The sequence below is a fragment of the Robinsoniella sp. RHS genome (assembly GCF_001029355.1).
Classification (GTDB): Bacteria; Bacillota; Clostridia; order Lachnospirales; family Lachnospiraceae; genus Robinsoniella; species Robinsoniella peoriensis.
In genome coordinates, this window is the sequence record NZ_JNGB01000020.1 from 266,781 (window position 1) to 292,613 (window position 25,833).

The following is a 25,833-nucleotide window of genomic DNA, read 5'->3' on the forward strand; positions in this document are numbered from 1 at the left end:
TTTACAAAACTCACTGCCGCTCTGTGCATATTCTCACGCATTTCTTCCTTTTTTACAACTTTTAAATCCTGCAATTACTTTGTTTTATAGAGAAAATGGACTTTCAAATCTGTACTTTCAAAAATTAACCTTATTCACAATGGCTATCAGCTTCCCTGATCATCGCCAGACTGGATATCAGCTTCCCTGATCATCGCCAAAATATTTTCCGGCGGAATTATATCCACCATCGTATTACAGGTAGAGAGAATAAAACCGCCTCCGGGGCTTGCTGCCTCTATGGTTTTTCGGACATCTGCCTGCACTTCTTCCACGGTGCCAAAGCACATGATATAGTCCAGATCAATATTTCCCCACAGACACAGCCGGTCACCATATTTATCCTTAATCCTGCGGATATCCATACCGGCAGAAGGCTGCAGGGACTGAATGCCGTCAAATCCGCATTCCACCAGATCGTCCATAACGCTGTTCAGGTTCCCGTCGCTGTGAAGAAATACCGGAATATTTTTATATGCCTTGATTTCCCGAATCATCTGCTTATAAAACGGATATACATTCTCTTCCATCACGTAGGGAGGCAGAAATACTCCGGTATTAAATGCCATATCGTCCGCAATAAGAATGGCATCCGCCCCCTTATCCAGGAATAATTTTGCTTTTTTTATCTCAAAAGCAATTACTTTTTCCGTTAATATATGGGTTTCCTCCGGATATGTAATGCAATTCACCATATAGTCTTCCATGGGATACATTTCATTCAGCATAGAGATTGGTCCACCCACCTGGGCAAACACAAAGAAATCCGTCTCCTTTGCGTACTTTTCAACCAGTTCCCCGGTTACCCTGGCAATATCCGGCTCCTGATATTCCTCGGCATCCTCGATATCAACCGGAGGCTTCAAAAGACACTTACTCTCCTCTCCGGCCAGGAAAGTCTGTCCATACACACTTTGCAGCACTTTTTTGCCGTCATCCGTCTGACCTATCTCCCATTCCGGCCAGTCCCCCACATTGACCAGATCCATATGCAGTAATTCCCGTACCTTTTTGTCTCTTTCAAAATGCTGGTGATCCGTCGGATAATCCTCTCCCAGAAGTTTATTGGCGATCTGTGGCTGAATATATAATTCCCCTTTTGGGACTCTGTCACTTTCCATATGTCGTATTGCCGCCCAGACACGCTCCTTTTTTGACATCCGGACCGTGTTTTGGTTTGTTATCGGATTTGCTGCCTGATCTGTTACCTGATTATTCATCATCCAACTTCTCCTTCCTTTTTCCCTGCCCATGCCTGAAATACTTCATATACATTTTCCGGTTTTGCTCCCGGACCAAATTCGCACTGGGCAATGCATCCGCCGCGTTTCCACAGAGTCTCCCGCACTTCTTCCACTGCATCCCGGATATCGGCGGGACTTCCTTCAACCAGAAGATGCTGCCGGTCCATTTCACCCCAGAACGTGATCCTTCCCGCCAAAGGTTCCAGATTCTTTACACCCATACAGAAGATCTGGGAATTGACAGCATCCAGCCCCATTTCTGCTAAATCCGGTAAGATATCCAGAATATATCCGTCAGAGTGCATAAAAATTTTTTTATGATGTCTTTTGGCAATTTCAATATAATCCTGATACATAGGTTTGAAGATTTCACGCCAAATCCGGGGATTAATCAGCAGACTGCTCTGGCTTCCCCAGTCATCCATAAAGTTGATCGCATCCACTTCTGTCTTAGCCCATTCCTCCAGCAATTCGCAATAAAAACTATGCATTTTTCCCATCCAGTTTTTCATCCGTTGCGGAATGTCCATTAAATCCATGTAGAGATTCTCCGTTGTTCTGATAAACTGCAGCTGTTCAAAGGGCCTTGGGCAGCATCCGCAAGTCACAAAACGATCCGTGCTTCTGCAGAATTGATTCACCTGATCCCGGTCAAAACTCAGCCATTCCCCGGGGATGTGAATCTTATCCGCATCCTCCCAGTCATCATCCTGAACCAGTGCATCCCGCACTTCACCGATAACTCCTTCCTGAATATTGGTAACAATACAGCCCCATGCATCCCGGCTGATTCCATATCTGTACGGCTCCCCTTCTTCAATCGTTTTCTCCTTAAAATTGCACACTGCTCCAATTATATCATCGGGAAAATCTCTGTGTATCTTATTAACCATCTCCTGGTGATTCCACTCGCTCCATGGCAGTGTCCACATCTGCCGCGGTACTATTCCGGTCTGATTTCTGAATTCCAGTGTTGCATATACCAGTTCTCTTGGTGTCATTATTCTACCTCTCTTCCTATTATAAAATACTTTTTGATATTCTTTTTTGTATATCGGTTCACTGCTTCCTAAATACATCTTGCAGGTTTATTTCTCTATTATTACATTTCGTTCCATACCGGCACAAATTTCGATTTTCCTCATGTCTTCATAATACAGATGGCCCATAGAAGCAGGATTCCGGCTATGGTCCGCCATTAATGTTACTACTGCATTGTAACGGGTAGGATTTGAGATTTGCAGTAGTATTTCTCTCTCGTCTTCTTTTATAATCTGAGCATTGACATGATCCGAGCACTGCAGTACTTTTCGGTCCAGATCCAGATAAATTCCCGGAATCTCTACATAGGTCAGAAGCATTGACACTTCGGGCCAGTTGGAACCATACAGAAATTCTCCTATTGTTTCCTTTCCTTCCCAGTCGCTGGTCTGCACTCTTTCATTGAAATATCCGGCGGGAAGTGCACGCCCTGCCAATGTATCAACGGGTCTTTCCTGCAGGGAAACAAACTGTGCCAATGCATGGCTGATCCGGCTCATCCAATTCAAATATTTTTGATCCCCCGTATAGCGGTAAAGTTTCAGCATTGAATTTCCGGACAGGGTGCAGATTCCGGGTGCGGAATGTTTATTCTGGGCATTTGCAAATATGGTTCCCCTGGTGTGAGCCCTCATTTTTGCCGCGGTGCTTCTCTCCGGTAAGTGGAAATCATAACTCATTACCCAGGTGACCGCCAATTCAAAAGCTTCTCTGGACGCCTGCAGCCATTTTTCTTTTCCCGTCGTCTCATAAAGCTGTACACAGGATTCCAGAAAACCAAATGCAGATTCACTGTCCGGTGCCTGACAGATTTCTCCGGGTCCTCCGTTCATCATCCCTTTTTTCAAATAGTCCTCCCAATAGAGATCCCCCAGTGCTTCGGCTGTTTCCAGATATTCTGGTTTTTGGAAATATTCATAAGCCAAAGCCAGCGCTGCACAAATAATGGCTGCACTTGCCGTATCTCCCTGTAAAAGCGTTTCCTGCTGCATGTTAATAAATTGTCCCAGCTGTCCGTTCTTTCGAAAAAACCGCACGAATGCATCTGCCTGACATGCTATACTGCATTGCATTTCTTCTGTCATTTCCCCATGACGCTTCAGATAAAAAGCCTGTTTCAGAAGAAAATATAACAGATCTGCATCTTTTCTCACCAAAAGAACCGGACTGTTTTCATTCAGAAAGTCATCTCCATAGCTCTGCCCATTTGCATACATCGGGATATACCACCCATTATCCCGCTGCAGGTGTTTCGTGATGAACTTCAGGCTGGAAACTGACTGACTGCGTGCCAGCCCCTTGTCTTCCAGAAGGAATGAATAAGTATTCATACCTCCCCCCACCCAGCCTGCCTGCCAGAAAGAAGGCGGAACATCATTCTCTGTCCCCACACGGAAATATCCCTCTTCCGTAAAATTCATCTTGTTATATTTATCTTTGACTGCATCATAAGCTTTTGAAAATGGGATGTCACAGAACTCCTGGCCCGTTTCCATTTCTTCCCGCAGTTCATTGAATTTCATAAAATACTGATTTAGATTATCGGCGGGAAACTGATAATACCGAATTTCCATTTCCAATCGTTCCCCTTCCAGCAATATCATTCCCACATCATCCGATGGCGCCTCACAGGTTGGATAAAAACCGGATCCATCGGGGAGCTCTCCAAAAAAGTATTTTTTCTCTTCTCTGACAGCCGGACAGGAAACCCCAAAAACAGCTCTCTCTACATTGTCTGTTACTGTAAATCCGGTATATCTCCCATGCACCATATGATTTGCCAGAATCAGAACACCTTCCTTTCGGTCCTCCTGAAAATATCCCATGGCAGGAGTACTCATATCACCGGACCGCAGCTGGATACTGGAAGTTTCCCCCTTATAATTGAGATGGGGAATGTCTGTAATTACCCGGTCCCATCCCTCCTCAGTCTTTCCTACGTGATAAGGAGGATAGGAAAGCCGCTTGCTTTTCATCCTGTTCCCGTCATAAACAGCTGCCGGCATAAATACATATTCTCGTCCTGTCCAGCCTTCTTTTATAAATTCCAAAGAGATAGAAACCGGCTCTTCCAGACGATGTATCATCTCCGTGCGTATAAGAAAACGCTGCTCATTGCCTTCGTCACTTCGGATACACTGAATCCTGCAGGGAAATTGTTCCAGATCTTTCCACTGTTCATTTTCCCCTCTGTCCGGCTCCCAGCGTTCCTCCTTAACCGGTATACTTCCATGAAACTGTTTAAATACGACCTGATATTGCATTTTATTTCCTCCATTTTAAATTTTATTTTTTTATCTTCGGGATAACGGAAGGAATCATCGGACATTCAGCCATACGGCATGTTTCCGGATCCAGTTCCAGCGTTTTAATTTCATAGGGATTCAACCATACCCTTTTTTTTGCTTCACCCCAGAGACTGACGGTTACCTCTCTTGCCATTCCGGTACTTTCAAATAACCGCATAAGGTATGTATCACTTCCCCGGATTTTTTTCATTGCCCCCAGAATGCAGCCGGGGTCTGAGATTACAATCCATTTCTTTTTTACAGATGCCTTTTCTGTTGGAAAAAATGCTACCGCCAACGGTTTTTCCTGGAATATTGCAGCCTCTGATGCCACATTTTCCATGCGCTGCTTAAAGCTTCCTCCCCCAAGGCGGAAACAGAAGTTTCGTTCGCCCTGATCCATGCATGGAATACTCCTGTCCTGGTCCAGCAAAGTCCTCTCTTCAATGGGATGTGCAGAATAAGCTGCGGAATGGATCAGGGAAATCCTCATGGTTCCATCCCGGAAATCTCCCCCATAGCATCCGTTATTAATACAGGTTAATGCACCATCTTTTTCTTTATCAAAAACACCGCACCATCTTTGAAACACTCTTTCTTTCTCACTTGCTTCATATATCTGAACACCATAAGCCGTTTCACAAAGATTTTCTCCATTCAGGCAGGTGGGTATTTCCAGTTTTAGCATTTTGCCTTTTTCCATCCATTCCACAGAAATCTCCAGATCCACATCCTTTCCTTTTTGAGGCAATATATAATGTATCACTGCTCTGGAATTATGATATCGAAATAAAGCTTCCACTATGGTTCGAACCTGGCCGTTCTCGATAATCCGCACACTTTCCAACTGGGCATCCACACCGGAGAAAACCGCACCTTCCTCTTTTTCCATCAGCAAAAATCTGCCTTCCTCTTTTGGAAAGCTCTGCACATTCATTGCCCAGGGATCAAATCCGCTGTCCCGCACGGAAAGCCCAAATGCCCCTTTCTTCAGATACTCAATTCCGTCTATTCTCAGGGAATCCATCAATCCTGTTTTTTTGCTGATCACAGCCTCTATATGCTCCCCGGTAAAAGAAATCTCTGTATTTTGTTCCTGCCGCTCCATTTCTGGCTGCTTCTCCATAAACCTGATCGTACAGTCATACCGGTTCATCTGCATGGGTTCCAGTTCAGCGTAAAATGCTACTTTTTTTCTCCAGTCCAGATTCATATTGCACGCTTCTTTTTCTACCTGGCATGGAATCACTGTATCCCTATAACAGATCTTTGGCATTCCAAAGCTGGAATCCCAGTTCTGATTCTGCATCTGGAATTCACAGGTTACTACTCCTTTTACCGGATAGGGATGGGGATTGTAAATTAATATGGGATATTCTCCCTCTTTTGCCGGCAGCTCCCCTTGCGCCAGGGCAAAAAATGCTCTGTTTTTCTGTTTTTCCAGCAGTTCCATGCCATAGTTCATGATCCGTATACCGGACTCTTCCACTGACTTCACCGCTGAGCCGGGTAAAATATCATGGAATTCAGCAGTAAGCAATGCTCTTTCTGCTTCTTTTAGCTCTTCTTCGGGATATTTCATCTTTTTCTGGAACACTGCTGCAGATACCATTTTTTCCGTCATATACAGCAGTCCTTCCAGTTTTCTGTGCATCTGTTTGATTCTGATCTGGGCAGTATAACATCCTACTGCCCAGGGATTCAGATCACGATCATATTCAGGCAGAATTTTATGTTCATTTTCAATCTGCTCAAAGTAGGACTCCGGAATAGAATGTCTCAGTTCACACTGGGGATTTTCCTTTCTTTTATTTAGAATCTGCGCCATATCCACATGAGAAGGTCCGCCCCCATGGTTACCGATTCCCCACAGAAGCAATCCCGTTTCCTGTTCCCGGTGGCTCTTCAGAAACTCTGTGATTTTCTTTCCCGCTTCTCCCATCAGTGAATTATAATGTTCACTGGAACGATGTCCTTTTATACTGGAACCATCAAACCCAATCCATAAAAAGTCATCATCCGCAAGCTGGCAGTCCTCCTGGGACGGGCGGCAGAAAATATAGGAATCATACCCTGCCTTGTGCATAATCTGTACCATCCCCCTGGAGTGTCCGAAAGGATCGAAATTCACTGCTGTTTTGGGAAGTACTCCGAATTTCTCATCAAAATATTCTCTTCCCGCTTCCATCTGACGAACAAAAGACTCCCCGGAGGGCATATTGCAGTCCGGCTGTAAAAACCATCCACCCATAATATGCCATTTTCCTCCTTTCACCAGATCCTGAATTGTTTGAAATAAATCCGGTTCATATTCTTCTACCCATTGATACAGTAATGCTTCATTATGATTAAAAATAAAGCCATCATATTCTTGGCAGAATCTGGCTGCTATCCGAAAAGTAGATAATGCCGCTGCTATCCCCTCTTCCCAGTCCCACAGCCAGACAGGATCCAGATGTGCGTTACAAATCATATGTAATTCTTTCATTCTTGTATTTCTCCATTTCTGTTCTATTAATTCCCCCAGACAGCGAATCAGGTAAAAATACCTGCATTGCAATTATTCACTGCCAGACTTAAATACCCTGCAGATTAAGACAGAGTATTTGACTCTACTTTATAAAAACTATCCCCGGATCACAACTACAAAATTTAATCTTTCCTTTGATTTTTAACAATTCATCTCTTTGATTTCCATCACTCCTCTTTTTCTCTGCAAAGTCAGATACCCCGCAGGAAACTGCGGGGTATCTGACCAACGCGCCTTTTGCCAAACGAACCTAGAAGTATTACCGTGTTTAGGTCACTGCCGCAAATAAAAAAGCTGATGCATGAAACGGCATTTAATGCCTTTTTTGCAACAGCTTTCCACCATGTTACTTGTATTTCTCATAGTATTTTTCAGCGATATCATAATTCAAGTTAAAACGTTTCTGTAGATTTTCAACAATTCGATCATGAAAGATACCCTCTTCCAGATTATATTGTATAAATACTTCGATGCCTGCTTCCCGGCCGGATATAAGCAGAATCATGATACCCTTAAGTTAGAGTTTGTTCAGTTAGCGTTCGACAATTCTGACTAATACAAAACTGCAGCACAGATGCTTTCCCATCCATACTGCAGTACCTTCACATATTTATTCTGTTTCTCTCAGCTGCTCAACAATACTTCCTTTATGAAATATTTTCAGCGATATTGTTGGCACAATAATGGCTATCAGCAGAAAGACAACACAGATAATCACTGCCGGAATGATATTCAGATGGAAGGTCATAAACCAAATATTCGAACTGATCATCCGCACAAGCGTCACTCCTAAAATTCCTGAACTGATGATTCCAAGGATACCTGCACCCAAAGCATAGTATATTCCTTCCAGGGTCATCATCCGGTTTAACTGCTTTTTCGTCATACCGATACTCTGCATTGCTGCAAATTCATGACGTCTGGTGATAATGCTGGTGATAACCATATTTATAAAGTTTATTATGCCGGCGATTCCCATTACAATTCCTATAATACCACCTATGACGTACACTACCTGCTGGGTTTTCTTTACATCTGCTTTTAGCAGGCTAACGGAATTATAGCTTCCGTTTGGATTTTCATTCTGAATATAATCATCCAGAAATTCCTCCATCTGCATTTCATATTCCGGATCTATATTAAAGGAATAACTCAAAAGTGTAGGATTTTGATAAATTGTTTCAAAGTCGTTCTGAGACATATAGAAATACGGGCTGTCATTTCCTACCTGGACTACACCTGTATTAATTGAGGGAACCTCATATTCTACATCGTTCAGAAGCGCCTGAGCCAAAACCGTAAATGTTTTTGCCTTCTTTCCGTCTACATAAACATCCACCTTCTGGCCAATTTCACAGTTGTATTCTTTGACAGAAACATTGCCACTGCCCCGGACCTCGCTGACTCCTTCAATTATATAGTTTCCTTCTGCCAGCTTCTCCCGCAATACGTTCAGGTCTTTTTCGCCGTTTACAATAGTCATTCTGGATAAAACAGCATCTGACATTCCAAATGCATTACACATTGGACGTTTATCATCTGCAAGTGTAAAAGACTCACCCTCTGCTGTAATTCCATAACTGTACCCGTCACTCTCTTCTGTATCCACGATCTTGAAACCATAATCAAAGCTGACACTTTTATCATCCAGTGTATTTTTAAATAGACGTCCGCCATCTATCACACCAGGTTGTTCTTCCACTGCCTTTACCATATTTTCATCCAGCGCGTCGTCATGGTGAATAAACCCTTTCATATTATTAAACGTGTTGGAACTGGCAATAATAAAGTCGGTTTTACTCAGGGACTTGATCCATTTATCAGTATCAAAGCTTCCGGCTATTACGAACACAGAATTTAATAACACGGTACATAACAGTAAAGAAATCATGATAAATGCAGTTCTGGTCTTATTCCGACCCAAATTTGCCCATGCCATATGTGTAATTCTGGAACCATTTTTTCGTTTGCTGGTTTTTTTCTTACATACCGCGCTGTCACCCACATATCTGGATGCTTCCAGGGAAGAGATTCTGGATGCTTTTTTTGCAGGTTTGCGGACACTTAAATAAACTGTTATTACGGCAAAAAGTGCAGCTCCTATAAAAATTATGGGATTTGGTGATACTTCCACGGTAATTCCTTTATTTGTATTCGCAAACATATCCATTACAGAAGGCAGTACACTCTTCCCAAGGAAAAATCCTAATATCAATCCGATCGGTATTCCGATGCAGGAAAGCCACACTGCCTGCCTGTTTACCATCTGCCTGATCTGTTTTTTTGAGGATCCAACCGTACGCAAAAGTCCGTAGTGCCTGATATCCTGAGCTACTGAGATATCAAAAATATTGTAAATCAGTAAATAGCCGCATATGATAAAAAGAACTGCAAAGCCGGCAATACCAATAACCAGTTTCATATTTAACGGAGGATTTGTGACTTGATTCACTGCACTTAGAATATAATCAGGATCTTCTCTGTCCTCAGGTTCTCCTCCTACTGAACGGATAAAGGAAAATAACTGATCCTGAATATTTGCATTACTTTTTAATACAATATCAGAGAAATAAGTGCCTGCCATTTCCAGATCCTGGCGGTAAGTGTAAGGAAATAATGCGTCATTTTCCGTCATAAACGCTTCCGAAACAATCATCATGCTGACCGGCATGCCGCCAGCTTCCCACCAGCCGGACAATACCATATCAAAATGGTGTATTTCTCCCCGGAGTTCAAATTCTACCGGGATCTTTGCCCCGACCTCTGGTGTAATTCCAAGATCCTCCAATGCTCTATCAGTAGTTGCAATTTCATTCGCCGCCCGGGGTGCCTTTCCATGGGTAGGCACACTAAAGGTCAGCTCCTGCTCTACTGCATCCATATAGTCCAGCTCAACATTGTGATGGTTTGTATTTGACAGAAAACCGATTGGACGCCTCTCTCCCACCGTTTCCACCATGTCACTTTCTTTCAGCTTCTGAAACTGGTCTGCCGTCATGTAACGCAGGTCTGCATCTGCCTTACTGCCTTTTTGTTTCTGGCTAGTCAGAGTCATTGACTGGGATGCACCGATTCCAATCGTTATGATGGAGGTAAACAACAGTGCGGTGAGCGCAATTGCTGTCACCGCTGCAATATTTCTCATTTTATTTTTGAAAAAACTGCGCTTTGCCAGTTTATCAACGATTTTTTTATTATTATTTTCCAGCATCTGTTTTCCCCCCTAATTGGCAATCCTTCCGTCTTCAATCCTGATAATTCTGTCTGCCAGCTGCGCAATCTCATTATTATGAGTGATCATGACGATTGTCTGATGAAATCTTTCACTTGTCATCTTCAGCAGTCCCAGTACATCTGCACTGGTTTTACTGTCCAGATTCCCAGTGGGTTCGTCAGCAAGAATAATAGCCGGCTTTGTAATCAATGCCCTTGCAATTGCCACACGCTGCTGCTGTCCTCCGGATAAATTATTGGGCATATTAGTAAGCTTATCCTCCAGGGTAAGCATCCCAGCCACGTCCTTCAAAAAATGTTTATCAATCGTACCGCCATCCAGTTCCACTGGAAGAACAATATTTTCATAAGCATTTAAAATAGGAACCAGATTATAATTCTGGAACACAAATCCAATATTGCGTCGCCGGAAAATAGTCAGCTGTTCGTCATTCATTTTTGCAATTTCCTTATCCCGGATCTGCACACTTCCCGATGTGGGAATATCCAGGCCTCCCAGCATATTGAGCAATGTGGATTTACCGCTTCCAGAAGTTCCCACAACTGCCACAAATTCTCCCTGCTCTATTGATATATTTACACCATCCAATGCTCTTGTGATATTTGGATCCATCCCATAATATTTTTTCAATTCCCTGGTTTCTAATATAATACTCATATAAATTGTTCCCCTTTCTTTTGATGACTTTATCTTACCATTCAATTATCTCAAACTTATCTCAAAAGCAGATTATCTCGAAACTGTGATAATCTGCATACATAAGTGACGCCTGGCGGCACAAGGAGCATAAGGGCAGACATCTGTCCCTATGCTCCTTGGAAATAATCTCAATTAGGAAGGTAAATCATAAATTCTGCCCCTTCCCCGGGCTTGGATCTAACTTCCACATACCCACCCTGTAAAGTTATGATCTCCCTTGTAAGATATAAGCCTATCCCCACTCCTTCCTGTTCATGTACTTCTTTTTCCCGATAAAAACGCTTAAAAACAGATGCCTGGTTCTTTTCCGGAATCCCTTTGCCGGTATCGCGTATTCTGATTCTGGTATAAAACTCCTGCCGCTCTGCAAAAACAGCAATTTTCCCGCCGCACGGTGTATATTTCACCCCGTTATCCAGGATATTCGATATCGCCTCCGCCGTCCATTTTACATCATGACACAGGAAAAGATCTTCGGGACAGTCAACCGATATATCGATCTGCTTCTGTTCTGCTTTTGGAAAAACGCTGTTTAATGACATTCCAAGTGTTTCGTAAACGGAAGCTCTTTTTTTCCGCATCTCAAATATGCCGGTTTCCAGTCTGGACATTTTAATCATTGCTTTTATAAGAAAATCCAGTTTATTTACCTGAACCGTAATGGAATGCAGGAATTCTTTCTGTTTTTCACGTTCTACTTCCCGATCCTGCAAAATTCCGGCATACATTTTTATATTTGCAACGGGTGTCTTTGTCTGGTGGGAAATATCCGATACCAGACTCTGAATTGCCCTCTTTTCTTCCAGACTGTTTTGATTATGCCGCTGTAAAATTTCATATAGCTTCCTCAGTTTAGACTGCAGCTTCGATAAAAGTGTCTCGCTGATCTCATCAAACACAATATTTTCCTTTTCATCCAGCATCTCATCCAGGCAGGTACTCATTGAATCTGTAAAACCTGTTATCTGTCTGCGCATAACTGCAATTACCACTGCGCCAATTCCTAAAAATCCGATTCCAAATCCAAGCAAAAGCACTCGCATGAACGGATTATCCGTCACATTCCAAACCAGAATGCCGAATATTGCAAGCATTAAAATACCTGCTCCATAAAATATTTTGTAAATCCATACTGTCTGCAGCTTAAACTTAGCACCCATGATTCTCACCCGCCCATTGATACCCCATACCATAAATCGTCTTGATATATTTATGGATATCATCTTCAATCTTGGAACGAAGCCGGTTTACATTTACCGCAAGGGCATGTTTATCTACAAAATTGCCTTCACTGTCATACAGATGTTCTAACATTACCTGATGCGTCAGAAGCTGTCCGGGATGTGCCGTTAAAAGTTTCAGCATTTTATATTCCGTTGGTGTCAGTGGCAGCTCCTGATTCTTGATTCTGGTTTCCGGTTTGTCAAAATCAATCTGTAAATAAGAATCCCTGTACTGATTTTTATTTTCTGTTTTTGAACACCGCTTTAAAACCGCCGCAACCCTTCTGCGAAGCAGCTCCATGCTAAACGGCTTTGTAATATAGTCATCTGCTCCAAGGTCAAACCCTCTGACGGCATCACTTTCCATATCGCAGGCAGTTAGGAATATAACAGCAGTATCCTTTGTCATTTTCAACTCCTGTATAAATTGAAATCCATTGCCATCCGGAAGGTTTACATCCAGGAAAATCAAGTCAAATGTCTGTTCTGTCAGAATGTTCCGCCCTTCCTCCAGGGAAAAGGCGGATACTATTTCATAATTCTCTGCTTCCAGATCAAAGCTCAAGCCTGTATTTAATGCTTCATCATCTTCTATAATCAATATCCTGCTCATATTGCCTCCCTTCGTATTACGTCCTTTCAGATATTTCTCCTGCATCATTATACGTATATTTTCCCATCCTCTTCCTGTATCTTATAAAATACCGGCCGTTCCTTAAGAGTTTCATTCGGGGAATGAAGGGATAACATCAACGCTCCCTCTTTCGTTTTAAAAAGCATCCCGTGCCCGCCGTCTTTCTTAAATAGCAGTTTCGGTTCCTGCTCCCATTTTCCTGAGATATCTCCATTATCGCTTCTGGCTATGGCCTCCGTATACCCTTCTTCTCCAAAGCTCGACCAAAGCATTAATAAGGTGCCGTCCTGACAGCGATGCATAAAGGGTCCATCGGTGCAATAACATTCCACGTCCTTGCCAAGCCTGTCCGTATCCAGCTTCTTTATCCAGGGAGCCTGCGATGCCCTAAATAATACCTTCGGTTCGCTGACGGGTTTTTTCAAATCCTCAGATAATGCAATGGCACACACTTCCCCGTCACCTATTTGTACCCATTCATGGCAGAAAACGATGTAAGGAACCTGGCTGGAATCAATATATAACGTTCCGTCCAGACATTCCCACTCTTTGGGTGTAACCGGAGATTCGCTGTGCACTTGAAATGGTCCCAGCGGATGAGCAGATCTTAGGATCTGGGTACCCCTGCAAACCCCATCTGCCTTAAAGGAAGCAAAAATATAGTAATTTCCCCGATATTTATGGCACTCCGGTGCCCAGTAATTCTGATCTGCCCAAAAGCCCTCCGGTTTATGGAAAACTTCAACCGGTCCTGTCCACTCGTTAAGATCCTTGCTGTAATAACAATCCAGTCCGTCATCACTGCCCCAGCATCTGGGGCCTCTGGTGCCATACATGTAATAGGTATCTCCGTCTAATAAGACAAAAGGATCGCGTATATTAATTTCATTTGTTTTCATATTAATTTTCCTCCATATTTTCATTGCTTTTTATTTTAGCACTTGCAAATACATAATTCCAGAACTTTTTATGTGTAATCTTTAAGTGATCATTCCTGATTGCAGTCCTTCAGACATAAGTGCTACTTGACATTTTCTGCCTTATTTTCCTATAATAGCTTAGGCGGTGATAAGAATGATAGATAAGACAGCAATCAGCAATTATTATGACAACAGACGCATTTTACTAAAAACAGATGATTATTTATATGTGCTCCCAGATACAGCATTGAATCCATACATATCAAATTATACCCTTACTTTTCCCAACGAAAATATAATATCTGATCAATATACGGTTATTCCACATGGAAGTTCAACACTTGTCTTTCATTTTGACGGAAATAAGATGGAAGGAGATTTATTTGGTGCTGCAACAATAACTAATACAGTGGGTAAACAGGCAAAAGACGCCATATTGATCCTGATTATTGAATTTCAGCCCTGGGGGCTTTTTCCATTTATAAAAGAAAATCAGGCAGATCTGGCAGACAAAACATTTTCTCTGGCTTTATTTCAAAAAAGTTTGCAGAATTTTATTTTTAAGATTATTGAAAAGTCAGGGAGTGTTGATTTCCTTTTTTCTGAATTAGACAAACTCTTACTGATGTATATTGCAAAAAATTATGAAAATGAACAGTATCAAGAAAACCAAAGTTTAAAAATGGCCGCAAATCATATCATTCGGGCAGGCGGCTCGATATCTTCAAAAGACATTGCAAAATCCGTTCATTATAGTGAACGGCATTTAAACAGGATTTTCAAACAATACATCGGAACCAGTACAAAATCCTTTGCTCGTTTAGTCCGAGTCAATAAGGCGATTCAGTTACTGCAAAATACAAATGCACCTACAACGATCGCTCATGTGGCAGACCTGATGGAATATTATGACCATTCTCACTTTACCCGGGATTTTAAATTGATTTGCGGTGTTACACCAGCTCAGTATTTAGAAAACATGTCCGATTTTTACAACGAAATATCTAAATTTTAATTATATAATGTAGGCAGCCAAAGGAGGTGAATGAAATGAAATATGGTGGAACGCTGATCGCAGTTCAGAACATGGAAAAATCAAAATATTTTTATGAAACCGTAATGGAACAAAAGGTAACCATGGATTTAGGTGCCCATGTATCATTTGAAGGTGGATTATCCTTACAAAGCAATTATGCAGAATTAGTGGATGCAGGTCTGAAGCCTTTAAGTAAAGAAAACAATTTTCAATTGTACTTCGAAACAAATGATCTAGAGAAATGGTACGAAAAAATAAAACTTATTCCGGAAATTGAATTTTTACATGGCATAAGGGAGTACCCGTGGGGACAGAGAGTCATGCGGTTTTACGATTTTGAACAGCATATCGTTGAAGCGGCGGAAAGTATGGAGAGCGCAGCAAAGCGCTGTCTGGCGCAGGGATGGTCTGTTGAACAGACTGCAAAGAAGACTATGCTGCCTGCTGATTATATCAGGCAGTTGTTGTAGGTGAACATTTTTTTCACTGACTCCGTCAGCTGGCCGCTAAAAAACACTTTCGGAAGGATAGAAAATGCCAGTTCTGCGGCCAGCCGACAGAGTCCATGTAATTCCTCCACGCCCCTTCTTTTCGTACACTACCTGCTGAAACAAAGCGTCCCCTTACTCAGCGAAACCCTCTGTAAACTATATAAACAGCCTGTTCATCTCCCGCTGCATCCTGCTAATCATATCCTGAATCTCATCTTTATCCGGTATACTACCCGATTCTAATTTTTTAAGCATAGGCAGCAAATATTTATATATTTTATCTTCCTCACCTTTCTCACTGATAATCTTCCCATCTGCCGTTATTGGTGTCAGCCTTTTCTTAGATTTTTCAAATCCCCACAATGCTTTTGGAAGCCATGGATATAAAGAAACCATATCGTAATTACGATATACGGAAATATTGGGTGACTGACCTCCTAATATGGTATGTGCGATAGCAATCTCAGATCCCGAAGCCCATTTTATAAATTTAAATGCATGTTCCGCTTTTTTTGAATTATGACTGATTCCCAAACACCACCCCGCCATAACCGAAGTGCCGGGAAGGGTTGTATATCCAAAATCATTTACAATAGAGGAATTAGAACGTTCGACAATATCTGTTGCATAATTATAAAAGGTACATAGCATTGCAGTTTCTCCAGCCATAAAATGCTGAACGGTATCCGATGGCCTGTCACTTAAAAACTCAGGCGTAGAATATTGTACAGCTTCCAACAGGCTGCGCAGTCCCTTTTTTATGGCATGGTTATTTATAATAATATCATTTTGACTGTTATACAAGTCTCCATGATAATCCCATATTCGCGGCATTAATTCACATACCAGCTGCTCCGGATAAGAAATAGACATAGTATGCCCATATGGCACCGGGGAATCCGGATTGTAAGACCTGGTAAAATATTTTGCCAATGTATTAAACTGAAACCATGTTTGTGGAATTTTTAGCGGTACCATGAATCTTTTATCCAAATCCCTGGCAATACTTTCACTCTGGAATAAACTCTTCCTATAAAACAAAAGCTGAGTACATGCCATATAAGGTAGTGCATAATGCCTGTTTTTAAACATACTATAATGATCCATTGTACCTGTGAGATAATGTTCTGTATGAAAATCAGAATCCTGCATCATTTCATCCAGACATAAAAGGCAGCCCTTATCTGCAAAATAGGGAAGCCAGGGCAAATCGAATAAAATAACATCTATGTCATCCCTGCCACTCTCAAAATAATCACAAATATATTCAAAAGCATTTTCAGGAAGAACCTTCTTTATGCGTACATTAATTTTCTCTTTTGCATAAAAATCAATCAGCAGCTTGGATAAACCACTGACAGAACTCTCATCGTCTAATAATAGAACACAGATCTCATCTTCAAATATCAGGCTATTTTCTTCAGCAGATTCATGGTAATCCTTAATATCTTTTAAGAGAAAACTATCCTGAAAACACAATTCTTCTTTCTCAAATACGATCGGAGATTTAATATTTTTCAATAGCAGTTTTCCCGCTTCTTCTCCTATATTGTAGGCAGAACGGGATGTCTTAATAATGATTTCATCGTGATAAAAAACATCATCTACCGCATCACCCGTGGTGACAATTGATATATGTTTCCGTTCATCTATATGATAGATCTTCATAGCATATTTAATACCTTCTGCCAACCGGTAAGAGGTTGTAAAAATAATATCGGGTATATCATCTGCTCCTTCAAATAACTGGATTCCTGCCCGAAATCCACACTCTCTAATCGCTGTTGTGGAAATCACAATATTTTTCTCATAAGAAATGTCCTTATCTACAAATGCTTCCTGATACCCCTTCAAAGCCATTCTGTTTTCAGCAAATTCATAGGGCCCCAGGATCATAGATATTTTACGGAAACCTTTGTTCAGTACTTCTTTCGTAAGCCGGTAAAATAAATCTTCATGATCCACAGATATAAAATTACAATCTAACTCCTGCGGTTTGTGATCGATTAAAACATAAGGTATTCTGGAACGCTCCAGTTTTTCAAATATAGACAAATTATCAGGCTGGCAGGAATATAGTATTATCCCGGAAACACTCCTTCCTATGAGATTTAGAACTGCTTTCGTCTCTTTTTCCGTATTATTATCCGATAACTCAAGAACAAAGTTTTGATCATACTGGGAGAAATAACCCTTGATGCTACTTATTATCTTTTCTAAATATGGATCGGAAATATTGGGAAAGACAATACCTATATCATTATTTTTCTGCATTCTAAGTTCTCTTCCGGAATTATGGACTACATAATTCAGACTCCTGATTGCTTCATCAATACGGGCCGCCGTCTCTTCCCCCACCTTCTTTTTATTATTGATATAGTTAGAAACTGTAGCGATTGAAACACCTGAGCGCTTAGCTACATCCTTGATATTTGCCATATTGAAGACCTCCTTTCACATATTTAATCTTTCAGATTTTATTGACCTCAGTATACTAAAGCCGATAAGCAAAAGCAAGTAAATAAATCAGTTAAACGTTTTACTAACTGGTAGTAAAATAGAATTGAATCAAAAATTTTACTATGCTATACTTAAACTATTAAAAGAAAGGACAGAAATGCTTATGGAATTCAGAAAATATTTTTACAGCTGCGGTGTTAAAAAATCCATGGTTATCAATATTGATGAACAATTCTTAGAACAGAAGCTCCCCATCATTTTACTCTGTCACGGACATTCCAGACATAAGAATGACGGGCTTGATGTTTTGTCAGACCACCTGGTTCAAAGTGGATTTTGTACTGCACGATTTGATTTTAGAGGATGCAGTTCACTGGATCCGGACCGATATGAATTGTACTGTGCAACACAATGGCCGGAAGATCTTTTAAGCGCAGTTTCATATATCTCTACACTTCCCTGCGTAGATAAAAATCGAATCGGAGTTGCCGGAATCAGCATGGGCGCCTCGACTGCAGTATATGTCAGCGGCATCGATACACGAATTAAAAGTACTGTCTCCATGTCTGGTATCGGAAATTGTTATGAATGGATGAAAGGAGTCTGGTCCAGAAATGAGGGGGATTTTCAATATTTTCTAAAAATATTAGAAAAAGATGAAGAAATTACAGCTGCAACTGGAAAATCCCAGTTGATTCATACACTGGAAATGTATCATTCCAGTGAAGAAGAAAAAAAGAATCTCCAACTAGACAGCTTCCTGAATAATGACATCAACGCATTCGTTTCACTATCATCTCTTCGTAATATGATGAGTTACAGACCAATTGAAAAATGCGGTTCCATTCATCATCCCATCTTCTTTGCACATGGTGAAAAGGATGAACTGGTACCCGCTGAGGAATCCATGCAGATGTATCAAGCGGCTGCATCTTCCATAAAAAAAATAAAAATCTATGAAGGTATTGATCATAATATCCCAATGGACCCCAACCGGCAGATTGTTTTTGAAGACATATCCAAATGGTTTCAAGAAACTTTATAAATAAATATATTTAATTAAAAGGAGAATGAATTATGAAAAAAAAATTATTATCTGTTCTAATGTGTGCAACAATGGTTACCGGACTTTTGGCTGGATGTGCTTCTGCCCCAAAGGATACTGCTGAAAAATCTACTGCAGCTGCTTCCAATACTGCCGATACAAAGTCAGCAGAAGCTTCAGGCGAAACTAAAAGTACCACGGCCAATTTAAAAATAGGTGTTGCTTATTGTCAGCTCAGTGCGCCGGCTGTAAAAGTTTTTGCACAGGGAATACAAGAAAAAGCAAAAGAACTTGGAATCGAACTGATTGAACTGGACGGTGGGTGGGACCCCAGTAAGCAAACAGATCAGATTAACTCTCTCGTATCACAGAAAGTAGATGGCATTGTTTTAAATCCCGTAGATGGAACTTCCATCATTCCTGCTGTAAAAGCAGCACATGAAGCCGGAGTCCCTGTTGTCATGGGTGCCATGAATATTGATGAAAGCGGCAGTGAATACATTACTTCATTTGTAGGCGCTGATGATGAAGATGTCGGAAAATCTGCAGGCGAAATGCTGAAAAAAGCCTTGGGCGAAAAAGGCGGCAAAGTTGCTATCGTTGAAGGAAGCGCCGGAACCTCCGCGCAAATCCTGAGAACGAAAGGTTTTGAAGAAGCTGTTGCCGGAAGTAATATTGAAATTGTAACAAAACTGGCCGGTGACTATGACAAGGCAAAAGCCATGACTGTTACAGAAGACATTCTTACTAAATTTCCTGATATTGCCGGTATCTGGGTTCACGATGATACAATGTGCGTAGGTGTGGTACAGGCTATGAAGTCTATGGGTGTAACAGGAAAAGATGTGGCCGTAGTCAGCTATAATGGAAGTAAAGCAGGTGCCGACATGGTTAAATCAGGAGAAATTATTGCTACCTCCGTTCAGCCACTCGTTGAAGAGGGACGTACCTCTCTTGATGTTCTTGTAAAAGCAATAAACGGCGAAAAAGTCGAAAGCTGGTATAAAGATAAAATAGATCTCTTAGACTCTACAAATGTAAATGATTATGACCCGTCTCTTCTCTGGTAAACTGAAACACAAGAAAAGAGGGTATTTATGAAGCAAACTACAGATGACTACATCTTAAATTTAAAACATATTACCAAAACGTTTCCAGGCGTGACAGCCTTAAATGATATCTCTCTGAAAGTTAAAAGAGGGGAAGTTCTTGGGCTTGTGGGGGAAAATGGTGCTGGTAAATCCACGCTTATGAAAGTACTTACCGGAGTAATTGCAAAAGATTCCGGCACCATAGAAATCGATCAGAAGGAAGTGCGGATTTCTTCCCCTCTGGAAGCCCAGCAACTTGGACTTAGTATCATATTTCAGGAATTTAACCTGGTTAACTCCCTCAGTATCGCCGAAAACATTTTTGTAGGAAGGCTGAAGAAAAAAGGAATTCGCGGCATCGATTGGAAGAATATCTACGAAGAAGCCGCCATTCTTCTTAAAAAGGTAGGATTGTCCATTGACCCGAAAGAAAAAGTAGAAAACTTAAGTGTTGCACGCAAACAAATGACTGAAATTGCAAAAGCTTTATCCTTTCAATCTAAAATTATTATTATGGATGAACCTTCCGCAACTTTGACTTCTAAGGAATTAGACAATCTATTTGCGATCATCGATCAGCTAAAGGCATCCGGAATTACTGTAATCTACATTTCACACCGTTTAGATGAGATATTCCGCCTCTGTGACCGTGTAACCATTATGCGTGATGGTGCGGTGATTGATACAAAACCAACTCAGGAACTGACAAAAGAAACAATCATATCAAAAATGGTTGGAAGAAGTATGGATCAGGAATATCCACCACGAGAAGGCACATTCCAATCCGAAGTTGTATTAGAGGCATTAAATCTTACCAGAGACAAAGCATTTCAAAATATTTCCTTTCAGTTACATAAAGGAGAACGCCTTGGCATCGCAGGGCTGGTCGGTTCAGGGCGTACAGAAATCGTCCGATGCATCTTCGGCGCCGACAAGTTAACTTCCGGTAACATTACCTTAAACGGAAATCCAGTACATATAAATTCTCCCAAAAACGCCATAGATATGGGAATTGCCTTTGTTACCGAAGACAGGAAAAATCAGGGACTGATACTCGAAGAGTCCCTGAGTGTCAATACCTGTCTGGCAGCCTTACATAAAGTTACGTCATTAGGATTTGTAGACAAATCTCTTGAAAAGAAAGCTGCACTTTCTTATATTAAAAAACTTCACATCAAGACATCCGGTACGGAAACTTCCGCACTGAGTTTAAGCGGAGGCAATCAGCAGAAAGTCGTTCTGGCAAAATGGCTCTTTACGGATGCGCAGATTATCATACTGGACGAACCTACGAGAGGAATCGATGTAGGTGCAAAGTACGAACTATACCAATTAATAAACCAATTGGCCGACGAAGGTAAATCCATTATCATAATCTCTTCCGAATTACCGGAAATCATTAATATGAGCGACAGGCTCCTGGTAATCCATGAAGGAAATCTAAAAGGGGAATTATGCGGAGCGGATAAGACCCCTGAAAATATTATGAAAACTGCAATCTTAAGGGAGGAAAAATGAGAGAGAAACTGTTTAAATTTTCAAATTTGATTTTGCTGCTTATTTTCATCCTGATTGCATCCTTCACAGCAGATAATTTTTTAACTGTTCAGAATTTAATTAACGTAATTCGGCAATGCTGCATTCTTGGACTTTTAACCATCGGCATGTCCTTTGTATTAATCTGCGGTCATATGGATCTGTCTATTGGAAGTATCATGACATTTACCGGGATCATTGCCATCTCTTTCAGTTCGAAAATGCCTGCCGTTCCCGCTATACTTTCAGCACTTTTCGTGGGGATCTTATGTGGACTGGTAAACGGTCTGATTGTTGTCCTCACTCATGCAAACTCCGGAGAATCTCTTATGATCACATTTGGAACCCAATTGCTTTTTTCTGCATTAAGTCTGTTATACACACAGGGGTTTTCTCTGGAAGGAAGCAATTCCAGTTTCTATAATGCAATCGGAACCGGAAGTATCGGAAGATACCTGCCCATTCCTGTCATAATCTATTTCCTGTTAGCTATCATCTTGTCCGTAATAGAAAGCCGCACAACGTTTGGACGTAAAATGCATATCACAGGCTTTAGTACCGTATGCAGTCAATTATCCGGTATACAGACGGGACTTGTAAAGTTAATATGTTATGGAATATCAGGGATAATGGCTGGAGCTGCAGCCATTGTATTAACTTCCCGTACCCTTGGTGCAACACCGACTGCCGGGACCGGTTATGAAATGGATGCCATTGTGGCTGCCGTTTTAGGAGGAGTCAGCCTGTCAGGCGGTGTTGGAAGTATCGGCAAAGCTTTTGTTGGGGTTCTTACTTTGGGCATTCTTGGAAATGCAATGAATTTGTTGGGATTCCAGACTTTTGATCAAAATATCGTAAAAGGTCTTGTCTTGATTCTGGCAATTGCCTTTGAAGTTTGGAACCGCAAGCATAATATGCAGATCAGGAGGGCAAAAAATGTTAATCATCAAGAAAATCATTAGAGAGCAGAAACCACTAATTGTACTCCTCGCTATTATTATTGTAATGAGTATTGCTTCTTCATTTTTCCTTACCATTGATAACATAACAAATATTTTAATTCAGGCATCCATCTACGGAATTATGGCATGCGGTATGACTTTTGCAATTATCGGTGGGGATTTTGATTTATCCGTCGGTTCTATTATGGCATTATCCGGTTTGATCAGTGTACTTGCAGAACCATATATTGGGCAAATATTCTCCATTATGATGGGTATTCTCTCAGCCTGCCTCCTTGGACTGGTAAATGGATTTTTAATTGCAAAATGCCATATCAGCTCCTTTATTGCAACCATCGGAACCTCCTATATTATAAAGGGAATTGCCCTTAAAATATCTGATGGCAATCCCATCATCAGTAAAAATAGCTGGTATGCAGAAATTGGAAATGGAAAACTATTTGGTATTCCTTTCCTGATTTTACTTCTTATCGCTCTGGTTCTGATAACCTGGTATATTTTAACCTCTACCCGCTTTGGAAGAAATATCTATACTATGGGTGGAAATTCAGAGGTTGCACACAATAGCGGAATAAATATTGCATTTTATAAAATTTCGGTATTTATTTTAAGTGGTTTAGCCGCGGGTATAGCCGGAATTTTGAATTCTTCAAAATTAAACACTGCTTCTGCATTGCAGGGAGACAATGCCGCTCTCTCTGTCATCACCGGGGTAGTTATTGGCGGTACCAGCCTGATTGGAGGGGTTGGCAGTATTGGGAAAAGTATCATTGGAATCTTGATATTCAGTGTTATTACAAATGCACTTGATTTATTAGGTGTCTTTTCTTACTATCAGACAGCCATCAGAGGTATTCTTCTTATATTGATTATTGGCCTTGGAGCCTGGAGCAGAGCAAAAATTAAGAGTGAATAAGTCTACTCCGACTTACTCACTCTATTTTAATCCATTCCTCTTCTTCTACTTCCACATTTTCCAGACATCCGGCTGAAATCCCACTGTGGCAGATGCCCCATTTCTTACAATAGGTGTCTTTAGAATCTGCTGATTCTCCAGAACCTTCTCGGCTTTATCTTCCTCAGCAATATATCGAACCAGCGCTAAGATATCCTTGTCCCTGCTCTTTTCATCAAGCATATTGTCAAGCCCGCCCACTGCCTGCCTAACTTTATTGAATTCGCCTTTGCTCATCCCTTTTTCTTTCATATCAATAAACTGAAAAGAAATGCCCCGTTCTTTGAAATACCGCTGTGCCTTTTTCGTATCGAAACATTTCGTTGTTCCAAATATCTGTATATTCATTTTAATTATTCCTTTCAACAATTTCCTGAACTCTGCCAACGATTCCACCCTCCAGCATCAGTTCTGAGATTTTACTCTATAATTCTTCCCGTGGTACAACAGTTCAACAAGGCATGAAATAAAAGCCCTGCGTTCTGCCGCATGTTAAACCCTTGCCCTGTTGAATCTGTGAGATGGCTGCTTCAATGATCTTTTCCATAACCTCTATGGATTTTTTCATAGCGTTACTCCTTTTGAACAGCATTTAACATTGTTCAAATTATTATATCTGGCATCGTCCGCTATGTCAATAGAATCACAGATCCTGCTTTGAAAATGAACGCACTGCCATCACTACGCCCGTGGCCATACAAATTAAAACGGAACAGACTGCAGCATAATAATACGGCGTTGATGGATCCAGCATGGCTCCCACTGATACTGCTGACCAGGGAATAATGCTGGCCAAAACAAGCATTTGCGGTGAAGTCTGCCAGGCAGCCAGGCCAATGACCGCAAACAGAAGAGTCAAAAGTAACGAGGGATAAAATAATTTTTTCTGCTTAACTGCTGCATAGAGAACCGGTGACAGACTACAAAACTGAAACAGGCAGCTCTTGGTAACAAAAAGCAAAGGTGCCCACATATCTGCCATACGGAACCGGGACGGAAATAAAAGCCTGTATCCCAACAGTGCAATTCCATCAATTCCTATGATTAAAACCAAATTCCACAAAACCCAGATCAAAAACTTTTCCAGTATAAATGCTGTTTTGGATACCGGAGCCGTAAGCACATTAATAATTGTGTTATCCTGGTACTCCTTTTGAACCAGAAAAGTAAGAAACAACCCATTCATAACTGAGAATGTGATACCGGAAAACATATTCATCGTACGTATCCACTCATCATAATTCAGTGCTGAAACTATGAACAATTCCTTTATAATCAGTAATCCTGGCACTGCCCAGACTATAACCGTCAATATCCAGACCATCTTACTTTTTCTTAGTTTCAAGATTTCTGCTTCAATCAGATTAAGCAATTCCCTCACCTCCCGTAATCTTCTTAAAATAATCCTCCAGACTATCCTTGTAAATCTGCAGGGAAGATACGCTGATTCCGGCATTGTAAAAAGCTTCATTGATTTCGGACGGATTCTGCTGGACATCATATATACGAATAAAATTATCTGATTCTACTGTATATTTTTTTATTTGAAGTTTCTTTTCCAGTTCCAATACCGCTTTGGGGACGGATGAAACCTGAACTAAAATATACTTTTCATTTTTCTTTCTCAGCTTTAACATATCGCTTTCTTCCAGAAGATTTCCCTCATGCAGAATCCCAATATCATCTGCAAGCTGCGCTACCTCTGACAGAATATGACTGGAAATTATGATTGTTTTCCCCTGCTCCACGCTTAACCTCTTCATAAATTCCCGCATTTCTGCAATGCCAATGGGATCCAGACCGTTTGTTGGCTCATCTAAAATCAGCAATTCAGGATCATTTAAAATGGCATTGGCTATCCCAAGCCGTTGTTTCATTCCCAGGGAATACGCGGAAAAAGTTTTCTTATCCTTCCAGGGCAGCCCCACTACATCCAGGGCATCATGTACTGCATTTTTCTTTACCGTCCCTCTTATCTTCGCAAATACTTCCAGATTCTGGGTTCCGGTAAGTCCCGGATAAAACCCGGGTATTTCGATTACTGAACCAATACGGGAATAGACCGATTTACCACTCTCTTTTAAATTATTTCCAAAAAGATAAATCTCTCCTGCTGTAACGGATACCAGTTTTAATGCCATCTTCATAATCGTAGTCTTCCCGGCACCGTTTCTGCCAAGCAGCCCATAAATCCTTCCCTTTTTCACATGAATATTTACATCTTTCACTACCGTACGGCTTCCGTAGGTTTTTTTAAGCATGTTTGTCTCCAATATAAATTGATTGCCCATGTATTATCTGCTCCTTTTATTAATATAGGAATATCTTAACATATGAACCTTACCAAAACCTTACCGGCAGCTTGCATTTATCATGTTTCCGAAGTGTTTTTGGAGGATAATAT

General features: G+C 41.1%; 20 protein-coding genes. 7 read left to right on the forward strand and 13 right to left on the reverse strand.

Going from position 1 to position 25,833, the window contains the following annotated elements:
* Positions 1 to 146: 146 nt before the first annotated feature.
* The 9 genes from RHS_RS11805 to RHS_RS11845 form a co-directional block, all read right to left on the reverse strand.
* Positions 147 to 1,262, reverse strand: coding sequence for a uroporphyrinogen decarboxylase family protein (locus RHS_RS11805; RefSeq protein ID WP_047833283.1), 1,116 nt, complete (start codon positions 1,260 to 1,262; stop codon positions 147 to 149).
* Positions 1,259 to 2,284 carry a uroporphyrinogen decarboxylase family protein gene (locus RHS_RS11810; RefSeq protein ID WP_047833284.1) on the reverse strand — a complete coding sequence of 342 codons (1,026 nt, stop codon included), beginning with the start codon at positions 2,282 to 2,284 and terminating at the stop codon, positions 1,259 to 1,261. The genes RHS_RS11805 and RHS_RS11810 overlap by 4 nt, the downstream gene beginning before the upstream one ends.
* A gap of 87 nt (positions 2,285 to 2,371) precedes the next feature.
* Positions 2,372 to 4,588 carry a hypothetical protein gene (locus RHS_RS11815; RefSeq protein WP_047833285.1) on the reverse strand — a complete coding sequence of 739 codons (2,217 nt, stop codon included), beginning with the start codon at positions 4,586 to 4,588 and terminating at the stop codon, positions 2,372 to 2,374.
* A gap of 22 nt (positions 4,589 to 4,610) precedes the next feature.
* Positions 4,611 to 7,100, reverse strand: coding sequence for an alpha-mannosidase (locus tag RHS_RS11820; protein ID WP_047833286.1), 2,490 nt, complete (start codon positions 7,098 to 7,100; stop codon positions 4,611 to 4,613).
* 652 nt (positions 7,101 to 7,752) lie between these two features.
* The gene (locus RHS_RS11825; protein ID WP_047833287.1) at positions 7,753 to 10,353 is read right to left on the reverse strand and encodes an ABC transporter permease; all 2,601 of its coding nucleotides are present in this window, start codon (positions 10,351 to 10,353) and stop codon (positions 7,753 to 7,755) included.
* Between the two features lie 12 nt (positions 10,354 to 10,365).
* Positions 10,366 to 11,034 carry an ABC transporter ATP-binding protein gene (locus RHS_RS11830; RefSeq protein WP_027291890.1) on the reverse strand — a complete coding sequence of 223 codons (669 nt, stop codon included), beginning with the start codon at positions 11,032 to 11,034 and terminating at the stop codon, positions 10,366 to 10,368.
* A gap of 170 nt (positions 11,035 to 11,204) precedes the next feature.
* On the reverse strand, positions 11,205 to 12,236 hold the full coding sequence (locus tag RHS_RS11835; protein ID WP_395022156.1) for a sensor histidine kinase: 1,032 nt from the start codon (positions 12,234 to 12,236) through the stop codon (positions 11,205 to 11,207).
* Positions 12,226 to 12,912, reverse strand: coding sequence for a response regulator (locus tag RHS_RS11840; protein WP_047833331.1), 687 nt, complete (start codon positions 12,910 to 12,912; stop codon positions 12,226 to 12,228). The genes RHS_RS11835 and RHS_RS11840 overlap by 11 nt, the downstream gene beginning before the upstream one ends.
* A 47-nt stretch (positions 12,913 to 12,959) precedes the next feature.
* Positions 12,960 to 13,832 carry a glycoside hydrolase family 43 protein gene (locus tag RHS_RS11845; RefSeq protein WP_044296370.1) on the reverse strand — a complete coding sequence of 291 codons (873 nt, stop codon included), beginning with the start codon at positions 13,830 to 13,832 and terminating at the stop codon, positions 12,960 to 12,962.
* Positions 13,833 to 14,007: 175 nt separating this feature from the next.
* Between RHS_RS11845 and RHS_RS11850 the strand changes: the two genes are divergently transcribed.
* The gene (locus RHS_RS11850) at positions 14,008 to 14,868 is read left to right on the forward strand and encodes an AraC family transcriptional regulator (RefSeq protein ID WP_047833288.1); all 861 of its coding nucleotides are present in this window, start codon (positions 14,008 to 14,010) and stop codon (positions 14,866 to 14,868) included.
* 35 nt (positions 14,869 to 14,903) lie between these two features.
* Positions 14,904 to 15,359 carry a VOC family protein gene (locus RHS_RS11855; RefSeq protein WP_027291895.1) on the forward strand — a complete coding sequence of 152 codons (456 nt, stop codon included), beginning with the start codon at positions 14,904 to 14,906 and terminating at the stop codon, positions 15,357 to 15,359.
* A 177-nt stretch (positions 15,360 to 15,536) separates the two neighbouring features.
* Here RHS_RS11855 and RHS_RS11860 read toward each other — a convergent pair whose 3' ends face one another.
* Positions 15,537 to 17,819 carry an extracellular solute-binding protein gene (locus tag RHS_RS11860; RefSeq protein WP_047833289.1) on the reverse strand — a complete coding sequence of 761 codons (2,283 nt, stop codon included), beginning with the start codon at positions 17,817 to 17,819 and terminating at the stop codon, positions 15,537 to 15,539.
* A gap of 184 nt (positions 17,820 to 18,003) precedes the next feature.
* Here RHS_RS11860 and RHS_RS11865 point away from each other — a divergent pair, with 184 nt between their 5' ends.
* From RHS_RS11865 to RHS_RS11885, 5 genes are read left to right on the forward strand one after another with little or no spacing between them, the layout of a single operon-like run.
* Positions 18,004 to 18,885: an alpha/beta hydrolase gene (locus tag RHS_RS11865; RefSeq protein WP_160295843.1), complete on the forward strand. Its 882-nt coding sequence runs from the start codon at positions 18,004 to 18,006 to the stop codon at positions 18,883 to 18,885.
* Between the two features lie 32 nt (positions 18,886 to 18,917).
* Complete coding sequence (locus tag RHS_RS11870) at positions 18,918 to 19,955, forward strand: sugar ABC transporter substrate-binding protein (protein WP_027291898.1); 1,038 nt, start codon at positions 18,918 to 18,920, stop codon at positions 19,953 to 19,955.
* Between the two features lie 27 nt (positions 19,956 to 19,982).
* Positions 19,983 to 21,494: an ATP-binding cassette domain-containing protein gene (locus RHS_RS11875; protein WP_047833290.1), complete on the forward strand. Its 1,512-nt coding sequence runs from the start codon at positions 19,983 to 19,985 to the stop codon at positions 21,492 to 21,494.
* The gene (locus RHS_RS11880) at positions 21,491 to 22,474 is read left to right on the forward strand and encodes an ABC transporter permease (protein ID WP_047833291.1); all 984 of its coding nucleotides are present in this window, start codon (positions 21,491 to 21,493) and stop codon (positions 22,472 to 22,474) included. The genes RHS_RS11875 and RHS_RS11880 overlap by 4 nt, the downstream gene beginning before the upstream one ends.
* Positions 22,449 to 23,390: an ABC transporter permease gene (locus tag RHS_RS11885; RefSeq protein WP_044296376.1), complete on the forward strand. Its 942-nt coding sequence runs from the start codon at positions 22,449 to 22,451 to the stop codon at positions 23,388 to 23,390. Before RHS_RS11880 ends, RHS_RS11885 begins: the two co-directional genes overlap by 26 nt.
* 45 nt (positions 23,391 to 23,435) lie before the next feature.
* On the opposite strand, the gene RHS_RS11890 is transcribed toward RHS_RS11885, so the two are convergent.
* From RHS_RS11890 to RHS_RS11900, 3 genes are all read right to left on the reverse strand, one after another.
* Positions 23,436 to 23,777 (reverse strand): arsenate reductase family protein, encoded by a 342-nt coding sequence (locus RHS_RS11890; RefSeq protein WP_044296442.1) that lies wholly within the window; start codon positions 23,775 to 23,777, stop codon positions 23,436 to 23,438.
* Positions 23,778 to 24,072: 295 nt separating this feature from the next.
* The gene (locus RHS_RS11895; protein WP_047833292.1) at positions 24,073 to 24,801 is read right to left on the reverse strand and encodes an ABC transporter permease; all 729 of its coding nucleotides are present in this window, start codon (positions 24,799 to 24,801) and stop codon (positions 24,073 to 24,075) included.
* Entirely contained in the window at positions 24,794 to 25,720 is a 927-nt protein-coding gene (locus RHS_RS11900; protein ID WP_047833293.1) for an ATP-binding cassette domain-containing protein, read from the reverse strand. Before RHS_RS11900 ends, RHS_RS11895 begins: the two co-directional genes overlap by 8 nt.
* Positions 25,721 to 25,833: the final 113 nt, after the last annotated feature.